Source organism: Streptomyces sp. NPDC085931 (genome assembly GCF_044540565.1).
In the GTDB taxonomy this organism is placed as follows: domain Bacteria; phylum Actinomycetota; class Actinomycetes; order Streptomycetales; family Streptomycetaceae; genus Streptomyces.
This window is the reverse complement of record NZ_JBITSK010000005.1, coordinates 215,001-228,125: the sequence shown is the minus strand read 5'-3', so window position 1 is coordinate 228,125 and position 13,125 is coordinate 215,001. Positions and strand designations below refer to the sequence as shown.

14 protein-coding genes are annotated in these 13,125 nt (G+C 69.7%); 4 read left to right on the top strand and 10 right to left on the bottom strand.

From position 1 onward, the window contains the following. Nucleotides 1–6 precede the first annotated feature (6 nt). Entirely contained in the window at nucleotides 7–579 is a 573-nt protein-coding gene (locus tag ACIGAN_RS12245) for a cob(I)yrinic acid a,c-diamide adenosyltransferase (RefSeq protein WP_399857011.1), read from the top strand. Between the two features lie 39 nt (nucleotides 580–618). Here the strand turns inward: ACIGAN_RS12245 and ACIGAN_RS12240 are convergent, their stop codons facing one another. Then, the gene (locus tag ACIGAN_RS12240) at nucleotides 619–1,200 is read right to left on the bottom strand and encodes a hypothetical protein (protein ID WP_399857009.1); all 582 of its coding nucleotides are present in this window, start codon (nucleotides 1,198–1,200) and stop codon (nucleotides 619–621) included. A 152-nt stretch (nucleotides 1,201–1,352) separates the two neighbouring features. Here ACIGAN_RS12240 and ACIGAN_RS12235 point away from each other — a divergent pair, with 152 nt between their 5' ends. The 3 genes from ACIGAN_RS12235 (at nucleotide 1,353) to ACIGAN_RS12225 (ending at nucleotide 5,157) form a co-directional block, all read left to right on the top strand. Continuing rightward, nucleotides 1,353–2,558: a sensor histidine kinase gene (locus ACIGAN_RS12235; RefSeq protein ID WP_399857007.1), complete on the top strand. Its 1,206-nt coding sequence runs from the start codon at nucleotides 1,353–1,355 to the stop codon at nucleotides 2,556–2,558. Beyond that, a complete protein-coding gene (locus ACIGAN_RS12230) occupies nucleotides 2,555–3,196 on the top strand; it encodes a response regulator (RefSeq protein WP_399857005.1) in 642 nt (213 codons plus the stop codon). Before ACIGAN_RS12235 ends, ACIGAN_RS12230 begins: the two co-directional genes overlap by 4 nt. 134 nt (nucleotides 3,197–3,330) lie before the next feature. After that, nucleotides 3,331–5,157, top strand: coding sequence for a glycoside hydrolase family 18 chitinase (locus ACIGAN_RS12225; RefSeq protein ID WP_365738649.1), 1,827 nt, complete (start codon nucleotides 3,331–3,333; stop codon nucleotides 5,155–5,157). A gap of 101 nt (nucleotides 5,158–5,258) precedes the next feature. On the opposite strand, the gene ACIGAN_RS12220 is transcribed toward ACIGAN_RS12225, so the two are convergent. The 9 genes from ACIGAN_RS12220 to atpB form a co-directional block, all read right to left on the bottom strand. Further along, nucleotides 5,259–5,705: a DUF2550 domain-containing protein gene (locus ACIGAN_RS12220; RefSeq protein ID WP_365087510.1), complete on the bottom strand. Its 447-nt coding sequence runs from the start codon at nucleotides 5,703–5,705 to the stop codon at nucleotides 5,259–5,261. A 129-nt stretch (nucleotides 5,706–5,834) separates the two neighbouring features. Then, nucleotides 5,835–6,212, bottom strand: coding sequence for a F0F1 ATP synthase subunit epsilon (locus ACIGAN_RS12215; RefSeq protein ID WP_399857003.1), 378 nt, complete (start codon nucleotides 6,210–6,212; stop codon nucleotides 5,835–5,837). Nucleotides 6,213–6,343: 131 nt separating this feature from the next. Next, nucleotides 6,344–7,792 carry a F0F1 ATP synthase subunit beta gene (atpD, locus tag ACIGAN_RS12210; protein ID WP_365087512.1) on the bottom strand — a complete coding sequence of 483 codons (1,449 nt, stop codon included), beginning with the start codon at nucleotides 7,790–7,792 and terminating at the stop codon, nucleotides 6,344–6,346. 3 nt (nucleotides 7,793–7,795) lie between these two features. After that, nucleotides 7,796–8,710 (bottom strand): F0F1 ATP synthase subunit gamma, encoded by a 915-nt coding sequence (locus ACIGAN_RS12205; RefSeq protein WP_365087514.1) that lies wholly within the window; start codon nucleotides 8,708–8,710, stop codon nucleotides 7,796–7,798. Between the two features lie 20 nt (nucleotides 8,711–8,730). Next, nucleotides 8,731–10,320: a F0F1 ATP synthase subunit alpha gene (gene atpA, locus ACIGAN_RS12200; RefSeq protein WP_365087516.1), complete on the bottom strand. Its 1,590-nt coding sequence runs from the start codon at nucleotides 10,318–10,320 to the stop codon at nucleotides 8,731–8,733. A gap of 124 nt (nucleotides 10,321–10,444) precedes the next feature. Continuing rightward, nucleotides 10,445–11,260, bottom strand: a complete 816-nt coding sequence (locus ACIGAN_RS12195; RefSeq protein WP_365087518.1) for a F0F1 ATP synthase subunit delta — start codon at nucleotides 11,258–11,260, stop codon at nucleotides 10,445–10,447. Continuing rightward, nucleotides 11,257–11,805 carry a F0F1 ATP synthase subunit B gene (locus ACIGAN_RS12190; protein ID WP_031117488.1) on the bottom strand — a complete coding sequence of 183 codons (549 nt, stop codon included), beginning with the start codon at nucleotides 11,803–11,805 and terminating at the stop codon, nucleotides 11,257–11,259. The genes ACIGAN_RS12195 and ACIGAN_RS12190 overlap by 4 nt, the downstream gene beginning before the upstream one ends. A gap of 39 nt (nucleotides 11,806–11,844) precedes the next feature. Then, a complete protein-coding gene (locus tag ACIGAN_RS12185; RefSeq protein ID WP_010040161.1) occupies nucleotides 11,845–12,081 on the bottom strand; it encodes an ATP synthase subunit C in 237 nt (78 codons plus the stop codon). Between the two features lie 78 nt (nucleotides 12,082–12,159). Next, nucleotides 12,160–12,927 (bottom strand): F0F1 ATP synthase subunit A, encoded by a 768-nt coding sequence (gene atpB, locus ACIGAN_RS12180; RefSeq protein ID WP_094055975.1) that lies wholly within the window; start codon nucleotides 12,925–12,927, stop codon nucleotides 12,160–12,162. Between the last annotated feature and the right edge of the window lie 198 nt (nucleotides 12,928–13,125).

The window sequence follows — 13,125 nt, the reverse complement described above, 5'->3', positions numbered from 1 at the left end:
GGCCGCATGGTCAATCTGACGCGCATCTACACCAGGACCGGTGACCAGGGCACGACCGCCCTCGGCGACATGAGCCGGGTCGCCAAAACGGACCTGCGGATCTCGGCGTACGCCGACGCCAACGAGGCGAACGCCGTGATCGGCACGGCGATCGCGCTGGGCGGCCTGGACGAGGAGGTCGTGCAGGTCCTCACCCGCGTGCAGAACGACCTGTTCGACGTGGGTGCGGACCTGTCGACGCCGGTCGTGGAGAACCCGGAGTACCCGCCGCTGCGGGTCGAGCAGTTCTACATCGACCGGCTGGAGGCGGACTGCGACCGCTTCAACGAGCGGCTGGACAAGCTCCGCTCCTTCATCCTCCCGGGCGGTACGGCGGGCGCGGCCCTGCTGCACCAGGCCTGCACGGTGGTCCGCCGCGCGGAACGCTCGACCTGGGCGGCCCTGGAGGCCCACGCCGACACGATGAACCCCCTCACGGCGACCTACCTCAACCGCCTCTCCGACCTCCTGTTCATCCTGGCGAGGACCGCGAACAAGGAGACCGGAGACGTGCTGTGGGTCCCCGGCGGGGAGCGCTAGGGCCTGCTCGCGCGGTGAGCCCGAGGCCGTCGGCGGTGCTCAGCGGTGGAGCCTTTCTTTCGGATCGGTGACCGACTCCGGCTCACCCGCGGGGGCCTTGCGCGGCCAGACCAGATAGCTCAGCGCGACCAGTCCGTGGATCCCGGCCGCACGCCAGGCCACGTGCCGCCAGCTCTCCAGGGAGGTCACGCGGCTCGGGTCGTCCACGTACCAGATGGCGAGCTGCAGGAGCGCGGTCGCGACGGCGGCGCCCAGCACCGTGCCCATCCAGACCCGGCCCTCGTGCCGGGCCCGGGCCATGCCGTACTGCGGCGGCTTCCGCGGCGGCGGCGCCCCGCCGAAGCGGTGGGCCGCGTGCCCGTCGAGCCACTTCACGGTGCGGTGGCCGTGGCCGACGGTGTAGCCGATGTACAGCGCGGCCAGCCCGTGGGTCCAGTCGGGCTCCGCGCCGCTCTTCAGGTCCAGCGCGGTGGCGACCAGGAGGACGACCTCCAGCAGCGGCTCGCACAGCAGCAGCGCCAGCCCCGTCCGCGGCATGCGCAGCACGTAGCGGAAGGCCAGTCCGGCCGCCAGCAGCACCCAGAAGCCGATCTCACAGGCGGCGATCAAGGCGACGATCACGGTTCGCTCCTCTCGGTCACCCCTCCAGGCTCCCGGGCGGCGCGGCCGGAATCGTCGTCGCGAGTGACGAACCCCCGGTACATCGAAAGATGCAGCCCAGGACCCTTCGCGGGGAGCAGGCGCCGGGCGCGGCGGGCGTGTTGGATGGTGCCATGGCCGTACGACTCCCCCGCCTCCGCCGCTTCGACGTCCACGTCGCGCTGGGCGGTCTGCTCGGCGGGCTGCTCCTGTGGGCCGTTGGCCTGGCCACCCGCTCGGCGACCGAGCCGTACGTGCTCCTGCCCGGGCGCTGGCCCCTGCTGCTGCCGCTGGTGGTGATGGCGGGCTGCGAGCTGCTGCGCCGCAGCGCGCCCCGCGCCGCCCTGCTGATCGGCACGCCCGCGCTGGTGCTGGACCTCGTCACCCAGGGCAACCTGGTCACGATCCTGATGTACACCGACCTGATGTACGCGGCCGTCCTGTACGGGCCGCCCGCCACGGCGCACCGCATCCCGCGGATCACCGGGCTGCTCACGGTGGCCGGGACCGTGGTGCCCTTCGCGGTCTGGCGCGAGCCCGAGGCGCTGCTCATCGGCGTGCTCACCGGTCTGGTCAGCTTCGGGCCAGCCGCCACCGGCCTGATCGTCCGCAACCACCGCGACGCCGCCGAGGCGGCCCGGCTGCGCGCCGAACAGACCGCGCTGCTCGCCGAGATGGACCGCGCCCAGGCCGTCACGGCCGAACGGGCCCGGATGGCCCGCGAACTGCACGACATGGTCGCCAACCACCTCTCGGCGATCGCCATCCACTCCACGGCCGCCCTCTCCCTCCAGGACCCCAGGACCTCGCAGGAGGCGCTGGTGGTCATCCGCGAGAACAGCGTCGAGGGGCTCGCGGAGATGCGGCGACTCATCGGGATCCTGCGCGACTCCAGCGGCGACACCGAACCGGTCGCCGCCCCCACCCTCGACGGCCTGGGCGCCCTGGTGGACAACGCCCGCACCAACGGCCTCGACGTCACCCTCGACGCGGACCTCGAAGCGGCCCGGGGCGCGGTCCCCGCGCCGGTGGAGCTGGCCGCCTACCGCATCGTCCAGGAGTCGCTCACCAACGCCCTCAAGCACGCCGGCGCCGGCCGGGTCGCCGTGTCCCTCGCCCGCTGCGACGGGGTCCTGACGGTGGCGGTGACCAGCCCCTACGGCGACCGCGACGGGCCCACGGCCCCCGGCTCGGGCGCCGGTCTGGTCGGCATGCGCGAGCGGGCCGCACTGCTGGACGGCACCTTCGAGGCCGGCCCAGAGGACTCGCCGGACGGCAGGATCTGGGCCGTCCGCGCCACCCTGCCCGTCAGCGACACCGCCGAAGGAGACACCGCATGATCCGCGTCCTGGTCGCCGAGGACCAGTCGGCCGTCCGCGCAGGCCTGGTCCTCATCCTGCGCAGCGCGCCCGACATCGAGGTGGCCGGCGAGGCATCGGACGGCGAGCAGGCGGTGGCGCTGGCCCGCGAGCTGCGGCCCGACCTGGTGCTGATGGACGTTCAGATGCCCCGGCTGGACGGGGTGTCGGCCACCCGGCAGGTCGTCGCCGAAGGGCTCGCGGACGTGCTGGTGCTGACCACCTTCGACTTGGACGCGTACGTCTTCGGGGCACTGCGCGCGGGCGCGTCCGGGTTCCTGCTGAAGAACACCGAGGCCAAGGACCTGCTGGAGGCGGTGCGGACGGTGGCGCGCGGGGAGGGGCTGATCGCCCCGGCGGTCACCCGGCGGCTGATCGCGGAGTTCGCCGCGAAGCCGGCCCGGGAGCCCGCGGCCGACCCGGCGGTGCTGGAGCGGCTGACCCGCCGTGAGCGCGAGGTGCTGTCCTGCCTGGGCGAGGGGCTGTCCAACGCGGGCATCGCCGAGCGCCTCGACATGGCGGAAGCGACGGTGAAGACGCACGTCAGCCGTCTGCTGGCGAAGCTGGAGCTGCGCAGCCGGGTGCAAGCGGCGGTGCTCGCGCAGGAGTTGGGGATCTGATCCGGCGCCGGGCACAGCGGTCCGGGGTGGTCCAGACCTATTGACCGGTGGTCCAGACCTTTCTATTCTCACCGCACCATGTGTGGCGTGAGGCTCAGTCACGCCCCCCACAACTCCATCAAGGGAGGCGCAGCATGCGCTTCAGACACAGAGCCGCGGCAGGGTTCGCGACCCTGTTGCTCCCCTTCGCCGGCCTCGTCGGCCTGGCGAGCCCGGCCCAGGCAGCGACGTCCGCCACCGCGACCTACGCCAAGACCCAGGACTGGGGCTCCGGCTTCGAGGGCAAGTGGACGGTGAAGAACACCGGCACCACCACCCTCAGCTCCTGGACCGTCGAGTGGGACTTCCCCTCCGGTACCTCCGTCACCTCCGCGTGGGACGCCGACGTCACCTCCTCCGGCACCCACTGGACCGCGAAGAACAAGTCCTGGAACGGCACCCTCGCCCCCGGGGCCTCCATCACGTTCGGCTTCAACGGCTCCGGCTCCGGCTCCCCCGCCAACTGCAAGCTCAACGGCGGCAGCTGCGACGGCGGCACCACCGAGCCCGGCGACAGCGCGCCGAGCGCCCCCGGCACCCCGACCGCCTCCGGCATCACCGACACCTCGGTGAAGCTGAGCTGGTCCGCCGCCACCGACGACAAGGGCGTCAAGAACTACGACGTCCTGCGCGACGGCGCCAAGGTCGCCACCGTGACGAGCACCTCGTACACGGACACCGGCCTGACCAAGGGCACGGACTACTCCTACTCCGTGCAGGCGCGGGACACCGCCGACCAGACCGGCCCGGTCAGCGGCTCCGTCCGCGTCCGCACCACCGGCGGCACCACCGAGCCCCCGCCCACCGGCGACAAGGTCAAGCTCGGCTACTTCACCGAGTGGGGCGTCTACGGCCGCAACTACCACGTCAAGAACCTCGTGACGTCGGGCACCGCGTCGAAGATCACCCACATCAACTACGCGTTCGGCAACGTCAAGAACGGTCAGTGCACCGTCGACGACACCTACGCCGCCTACGACAAGGCGTACACCGCCGACCAGTCCGTCAGCGGCACCGCCGACACGTGGGACCAGCCGCTGCGCGGCAACTTCAACCAGCTGCGCCAGCTGAAGGCCAAGTACCCGCACATCAAGGTGCTGTACTCCTTCGGCGGCTGGACCTACTCCGGCGGCTTCGGCCAGGCCGCGCAGAACGCCGCCGCGTTCGCCAAGTCCTGCAAGGCCGTCGTGGAGGACCCGCGCTGGGCCGACGTCTTCGACGGCATCGACATCGACTGGGAGTACCCCAACGCCTGCGGCCTGACCTGTGACACGTCCGGTCCGGCGGCCTTCAAGACCCTCTCCCAGGCCCTGCGCAACGAGTTCGGTCCCGACTATCTGGTCACCGCGGCCATCACCGCCGACGGCTCCTCCGGCGGCAAGATCGACGCGGCCGACTACGGCGGTGCCGCCCAGTACCTCGACTGGTACAACGTGATGACCTACGACTACTTCGGCGCCTTCGACAAGGACGGCCCGACCGCCCCGCACTCCCCGCTCACCTCGTACCCGGGCATCCCGCAGGACGGCTTCAACTCGGCCGACGCCATCGCCAAGCTCAAGGCCAAGGGCGTCCCCGCCAAGAAGCTGCTGCTCGGCATCGGCTTCTACGGCCGCGGCTGGACCGGCGTCACCCAGTCCGCCCCGGGCGGCTCGGCGACCGGCGCGGCTCCCGGCACCTACGAGGCCGGCATCGAGGACTACAAGATCCTGAAGAACTCCTGCCCGGCCACCGGCACCATCGCCGGCACGGCGTACGCCCACTGCGGCAGCAACTGGTGGTCGTACGACACCCCGGCGACCATCGCGGGCAAGATGAGCTGGGCCAAGAACCAGGGCCTGGGCGGCGCGTTCTTCTGGGAGTTCAGCGGTGACACCGCGAACGGAGAACTGGCGACCGCGATCGACAGCGGTCTGAAGTAGACCGCTTCAAAGAAAAGTTCCAAGGGCCACAGGCCCTAGGCGACATTGACGCTCCCCCCGGACTTCGTCCGGGGGGACCCCCACCCAGCGGGTGAACGTGGCTACGCCACGTTCACCCGCTGTCCGGGCGGGGCTGCCTCGAGCCACGCGAGGAAACCGGTCAGCGCGTCTTCGCTCATCGCGAGCTCCAGACGCGTGCCCCGGTGCAGACAGGCCAGGATCACATGGTCGGAGAGGAGCGCCAGCTCCTCCTCGCCCTCCGGGACCCGGCGCCCGGCCACCTCGATCGCGGACCGCTCCAGCACGCGGCGCGGCCGCGGCGAGTACGAGAAGACGCGGAACCACTCGACGCGGTCACCGTTGTACCGGGCCACCCCGTACGCCCAGCCCTTGCCGCTGGCATCGCCCTGCTCCGCGACGTCCCAGCGCAGGCTGGCGTCGAACGTGCCGCCCGAACGCTGGATCAGCCGGCGGCGCAGACCGAAGACGAACAGGGCCACCACCACGAGGCCCACCACGATTCCGCACACAGTCAGAGCGAGGACCATCGACACCGACCTCCTCGTCTCCTAGGTAACGGAACGTAAAAACACCCACATCCGCCTCAGCCGCGGCCGGGTCCGGATCTCTCCGGTACCCAGCCGCGGCTGAGTGACGTCTTCACACGGCGGGCGGGATCAGCGCGCCGCCGTCGCAGCCCGCAGCCGGACGTCCGCGCGGCGCTGGGCCTCCGCGTCGTCCTCCGCCTTCGCGCGCTCCAGTTCCCGCTCCGCGCGCTGGACGTCGATCTCGTCCGACAGCTCGGCGACCTCCGCCAGCAGCGACAGCTTGTCGTCGGCGAACGAGATGAATCCGCCGTGCACCGCGGCGACGACCGTCCCGCGGTCGCTCGTGCGGATGGTCACCGGGCCCGACTCCAGCACACCGAGCAGCGGCTGGTGACCGGGCATGACGCCGATGTCGCCGGACGTGGTGCGCGCGACGACCAGGGTGGCCTGGCCGGACCAGACCTCACGGTCGGCCGCGACCAGCGCGACGTGCAGCTCAGCAGCCAAGGTGGCTCCTCGGGTCACCACCCGGCGGGAGTGCCGGGTGTTGGTTACAAGTCTAAGGGGCGTGACGAAGGGGGCGGGACGTTCCCCGCCCCCTCCGCCGTGAGCACACGGCTCTCACACGAGCACGAGGCTCAGGAGACGCCCAGCTCCTTCGCGTTCTTCTTCAGGTCCTCGAGACCACCGCACATGAAGAACGCCTGCTCCGGGAAGTGGTCGTACTCGCCGTCGCAGATCGCGTTGAACGCGGCGATCGACTCGTCCAGCGGCACGTCCGAACCGTCCACGCCGGTGAACTGCTTGGCGGCGTGGGTGTTCTGGGACAGGAAGCGCTCCACGCGACGGGCACGGTGGACGACGAGCTTGTCCTCCTCGCCGAGCTCGTCGATACCGAGGATCGCGATGATGTCCTGCAGGTCCTTGTACTTCTGCAGGATGTTCTTCACGCGCATCGCGGCGTTGTAGTGGTCCGCCGAGATGTACCGCGGGTCGAGGATGCGGGACGTCGAGTCCAGCGGGTCCACGGCCGGGTAGATGCCCTTCTCGGAGATCGGACGGGAGAGCACCGTCGTCGCGTCGAGGTGGGCGAAGGTGGTGGCCGGGGCCGGGTCGGTCAGGTCGTCCGCGGGGACGTAGATCGCCTGCATCGAGGTGATCGAGTGACCACGGGTCGAGGTGATGCGCTCCTGGAGGATGCCCATCTCGTCGGCCAGGTTCGGCTGGTAGCCCACCGCGGAGGGCATACGGCCGAGCAGGGTCGACACCTCGGAACCGGCCTGGGTGAAGCGGAAGATGTTGTCGATGAAGAACAGCACGTCCTGCTTCTGGACGTCGCGGAAGTACTCCGCCATCGTCAGGCCGGCCAGGGCCACGCGCAGACGGGTGCCCGGGGGCTCGTCCATCTGGCCGAAGACCAGGGCGGTCTTGTCCAGAACGCCGGACTCTTCCATCTCCGCGATGAGGTCGTTGCCCTCACGGGTGCGCTCACCGACGCCCGCGAAGACGGAGACGCCCTCGTGGAGGTTGGCGACACGCATGATCATTTCCTGGATCAGCACGGTCTTGCCGACACCGGCACCACCGAACAGACCGATCTTGCCGCCCTTGACGTACGGGGTGAGCAGGTCGACGACCTTCAGGCCCGTCTCGAACATCTCGGTCTTCGACTCGAGCTGGTCGAACGCGGGGGCCTTGCGGTGGATGGACCAGCGCTCGCCCGTGTGGACCTCGTCGCTGTTCAGCACCTCGCCGAGGGTGTTGAACACCTTGCCCTTGGTGAAGTCGCCGACCGGGACGGTGATGCCCTCGCCGGTGTCGACGACCGGGGCCTGGCGGACCAGGCCGTCGGTGGGCTGCATGGAGATGGCGCGGACCAGGCCGTCACCCAGGTGCTGGGCGACCTCCAGGGTCAGCGTCTTCTTCTCGCCCGCCAGCGCCGGGTCGGCGACCTCGACGTGCAGGGCGTTGTAGATCTCCGGCATCGCGTCGACGGGGAACTCCACGTCGACGACCGGGCCGATGACCCGCGCGACGCGGCCAGTGGCCACGCCAGCAGGAGCGGTCGGCTCAACAGTGGTGGTCATTTGTCAGTCACTCCCCGCGGTCGCGTCGGCCAGGGCACTGGCGCCACCGACGATCTCGCTGATTTCCTGGGTGATTTCGGCCTGGCGGGCCTGGTTGGCAAGCCGGGTGAGCGTCTCGATGAGCTCGCCGGCGTTGTCGGTGGCCGACTTCATCGCGCGCCGCGTGGCGGCGTGCTTGGAGGCGGCCGACTGGAGCAGCGCGTTGTAGATGCGGCTCTCCACGTAACGCGGCAGCAGGGCGTCCAGGACGTCCTCCGCCGAGGGCTCGAAGTCGAACAGCGGGAGGATCTCGCCCTTGGGCTTGGCCTCCGCCTCGACCTCGTCGAGGCTGAGCGGCAGCAGCCGCGCCTCGATCGCCGTCTGCGTCATCATCGACACGAACTCGGTGTAGACGATGTGGAGCTCGTCCACGCCGCCCTCGGCCGTCTCCGTCTCGATGGCCTCGATCAGCGGTGCCGCGACCTTCTTGGCGTCCGCGTACGACGGGTCGTCGGTGAAGCCCGTGAACGACTCCGCGATCTTGCGCTCGCGGAAGTTGTAGTGGGCGACACCACGGCGGCCGACGATGAAGTTGACGACCTCCTTGCCCTCGGCCTCCAGCTTCGCCGTGAGCTTCTCCGCGGCCTTGATGGCGTTGGAGTTGAAGGCGCCGGCCAGACCGCGGTCGCTCGTGAGGAGCAGGACCGCGGCGCGGGTCGGGTTCTCCGGCTCGGTCGTCAGCGGGTGCTTGGTGTTGCTACCGGTGGCGACCGCCGTGACCGCCCGGGTGAGCTCGGTCGCGTACGGGGTGGAGGCCGCCACCTTGCGCTGCGCCTTGACGACGCGCGAGGCGGCGATCATCTCCATCGCCTTGGTGATCTTCTTGGTCGCGGTGACGGATCGGATGCGACGCTTGTAGACCCGGAGCTGGGCTCCCATGAGTCAGGTCCCTTCCGTCGTCACTTGCCGGCAGCCGGGGCGTCCTCGCCGAGCAGCTTGCCGTCGGAGGTCTCGAACTGCTTCTTGAACTCCGCGATGGCGTCGGCGACGGCCTGCAGGGTGTCGTCGGACATCTTGCCGCCCTCACGGATGGAGGTCATCAGGCCCTGCTCCTTGCGGTGCAGGTACTCCAGCAGCTCCTTCTCGAAGCGGCGGATGTCGGCGACGGGGACGTCGTCCATCTTGCCGGTGGTGCCGGCCCAGACGGAGACGACCTGGTCCTCGGTGGCCATCGGCTGGTACTGCGGCTGCTTCAGCAGCTCGACCATGCGCTGACCGCGCTCCAGCTGCGCCTTCGACGCGGCGTCCAGGTCGGAACCGAAGGCGGCGAACGCCTCCAGCTCACGGAACTGGGCGAGGTCCACGCGCAGGCGGCCAGAGACCTGCTTCATCGCCTTGTGCTGCGCGGAACCACCGACTCGGGAGACGGAGATACCGACGTTCAGCGCGGGGCGCTGACCGGCGTTGAACAGGTCCGACTCCAGGAAGCACTGGCCGTCGGTGATGGAGATGACGTTGGTCGGGATGAACGCCGAGACGTCGTTGGCCTTGGTCTCGACGATCGGCAGACCGGTCATCGAACCGGCGCCCATCTCGTCGGAGAGCTTGGCGCAGCGCTCCAGCAGACGGGAGTGCAGGTAGAAGACGTCACCCGGGTAGGCCTCGCGGCCCGGTGGGCGGCGCAGCAGCAGCGACACGGCGCGGTAGGCGTCGGCCTGCTTCGACAGGTCGTCGAAGATGATCAGGACGTGCTTGCCCTGGTACATCCAGTGCTGGCCGATGGCCGAACCGGTGTACGGCGCCAGGTACTTGAAGCCGGCCGGGTCGGACGCCGGGGCGGCGACGATGGTCGTGTACTCCAGCGCGCCGGCCTCCTCCAGAGCGCCGCGCACGCCGGCGATGGTGGAGCCCTTCTGGCCGATGGCGACGTAGATGCAGCGGACCTGCTTGTTCGGGTCGCCCGTGCGCCAGTTGTCGCGCTGGTTGATGATCGTGTCGACGGCCAGGGCGGTCTTGCCGGTCTGGCGGTCACCGATGATCAGCTGGCGCTGGCCGCGGCCGATCGGGGTCATCGCGTCGACGGCCTTGTAGCCCGTCTCCATCGGCTCGTGCACCGACTTGCGGACCATGACGCCCGGGGCCTGCAGCTCCAGGGCGCGACGGTCTTCGGTCTCGATCTCGCCGAGGCCGTCGATCGGGTTGCCGAGGGGGTCCACCACGCGGCCGAGGTAGCCCTCGCCCACCGCGACGGAGAGAACCTCACCGGTGCGGGAGACCGGCTGTCCCTCCTCGACGCCGCTGAACTCGCCGAGGACGATGGCACCGATCTCGCGCTCCTCGAGGTTGAGGGCGAGGCCGAGGGTGCCGTCCTCGAACTTCAGCAGCTCGTTGGCCATGGTCGAGGGCAGGCCCTCCACCTTCGCGATGCCGTCGCCGGCAAAGGTGACCGTACCGACCTCCTCGCGCGAGGCCGCGTCCGGCTTGTACGCCTGGACGAAGTTCTCCAGCGCGTCCCGGATCTCCTCCGGCCGGATCGTGAGCTCCGCCATCTGGGTTCCCTGCTCTCCTTGTTGGGCCCGAAGTTTCTTAGGGGGTCTGGGGGCGACCCCCAGGATTCTTCTGCACGGCCCAACCAGGGCCGTCGTAAGTACGTTGTGCCTATTGAGTTGCTGCTCAGCCGGCGAGCCGGCGGCTGGCGTCCTCGATGCGGTCCGCGAGGGAGCCGTTGATCACCTCGTCGCCGACCTGCACCCGGATCCCGCCGAGGACCTCGGGGTCCACGTCCAGGTTGAGGTGCATCGCGCGGCCGTAGAGCTTCGCCAGGGCGGCGCCCAGGCGCTGCTTCTGCGCGTCGCTCAGCGGCACCGCCGAGGTCACGGTGGCGACCATGCGGTTCCGCCGGTCGGCGGCGAGCTTGGACAGGGACTCCAGTCCCGACTCCAGGCTACGTCCCCGCGGCGCGGTCACAAGGCGCGTCACCAGACGCTCGGTGGCCGCCTGCGCCCTGCCGCCCAGCAGGCTGCGCAGCAGCGCGCTCTTGGCGGAGGTGGTGGCCTTGCGGTCGGTCAGCGCGGCGCGCAGCTCGGTGCTGCCGGAGACGATCCGGCCGAACCGGAACAGCTCGTCCTCGACGTCGTCGAGCTTGCCGGCCCGCTGCGCGGCGGTGAGGTCGGCGGTGTCGGCCAGCTGCTCCAGCGCGTCCACCAGGTCGCGCGACTGCGACCAGCGGGAGCGCACCATGCCGGCCACCAGGTCCGCGGCCGGGCCGCTGACCTGGGTGCCGAGCAGGCGCTGGGCCAGCCCGGCCTTGGCCTCGCCGGACTGCGCCGGGTCGGTGAGGACCCGACGCAGCGACACCTCGCGGTCGAGCAGCGCGGTGACGGCGGCCAGCTCACCGGCGAGCGACCCCGCGTCGACGGACGTGGAGTCCGTCAGCGCGTCGAGACGCTCACGTGCGGCTGCCAGGGCCTCGCGGCTCGCTCCGTTCATCGGCCGGCCTCGGCCTTCTCCTCGAGCTCGTCGAGGAACCGGTCGATCACGCGGCTCTGGCGGGCGTGGTCCTCGAGGGACTCGCCGACGAGCTTGCCCGCCAGGTCGGTGGCGAGCTTGCCCACGTCCTGGCGCAGCGCGGACGCGGCGGCCTTGCGGTCGGCCTCGATCTGGGCGTGACCGGCGGCGACGATCTCCTCGCGCTGCCGCTGGCCCTCGGCCCGCATCTCGGCGATGAGGGCGGCACCCTGCTCCTGCGCCTCCTGGCGCAGACGCGCGGCCTCGTGCCGGGCCTCGGCGAGCTGTGCCTTGTACTGCTCAAGGACGCTCTGGGCCTCGACCTTCATGGTCTCGGCCTCCTCGATACCGCCTTCGATCGCCGCGCGGCGCTCCTCCAGAACCTTGTTGATGTTCGGAAGCAGCTTCTTCCAGAAGAAGAAGAACACGATGGCGAAGGCGATGGTGCCGACGAGCAGCTCGGGGCCCGGAGGAACGAGCGGGTTCTGCTCTTCCTCGGCCGCCAGCTGCACCAGGTTGGCGATCACATCAGTGCCTTTCGTCGAAACGTGTCGGTGAGCAGGTGATTACTGACCGAACACGAACGGCATAACGATGCCGATGAGGGCGAGCGCCTCACAGAAGGCGAAGCCCAGGATCTGGTTGGCGCGGATCAGGCCGGCGGCCTCGGGCTGACGGGCCAGGGCCTGGGTGCCGTTGCCGAAGATGATGCCGACGCCGATGCCGGGGCCGATGGCGGAGAGGCCATAGCCGATGGAGCCGAGCGAACCGGAGACAGCGGCGAGGGTCTCAGTGGCAGCCATGCTGAATCTTCCTTCTCTTTCACGGACCGGCGGGGGTTGGCCACCGGACGTTCTTGGGACTTGCGGGGGCGGAGGGGCTCAGTGGTGCTCGGCCAGAGCGCCCTGGATGTACGTGCAGGCGAGGAGCACGAAGACGTACGCCTGGACGGCCTGCACGAAAAGCTCGAAGACGATCATGGCCATCGTCATCACGAAGGAGATACCGGCCGCCGGGATCATCCAGCTGTTGAGCAGGTACCAGGAGGCGACGGTGAACATGACCAGCATCAGGTGACCGGCGAACATGTTCGCGAACAGTCGGACGGCGTGGGTGAACGGCCGGACGAGCAGGTTCGAGAAGAACTCGATGATCATCACGAGCGGCAGCACCGGGCCGAGCGACTTGTCGTAGCCGGTGATGTTCTTGAAGAACCCGACGAAGCCGTGCCGCTTGAAGGTCAGCGAGACCCAGGTCACGTAGACGACCGCGGCGAGGACGGCCGGGTAGGCGATGACCGACGACACCGGGAACTGCGCCAGCGGGATCACGGACCAGATGTTCATGATCCAGATGAAGAAGAACAGCGAGACCATCAGGGGGACGTACTTCTCGCCCTCCTTCTTGCCGAGAGTCTCGTAGACGATGCCGCGGCGGACGAAGTCGTAGCCGGCCTCACCGACCATCTGCAGCTTGCCGGGCACCACCTTGGCCTTGCCGAAGGCCGCCCAGAAGAAGCCGATGACGAGGATGGTGGTGATGATGGCGAGCAGCATCACCTTGTTGAACTCGTACCCCCCGACCGTGGCGATCGGCTTGAAGAGGAACGAGTGCAGGCCCGGTGCCGGAAAACCACACCCGTCGGACATGATCCGACAGCTCCAGTCGAAGGCGAGCTGGGTCTGGTCAGCACTCACCGCGGGCTCCTTCGGTGTGACGCATAGGTACGGCAACCTCGTTGTGTCGGCGCGGCGCGCAGCCGCGGATCGGCACCGGACTGGTGTTACGGATGTGAGGGCGGCTGGGGGGCATCGAGCCTCGCGTTCGAGCAGGCGTCAGCTCAGATG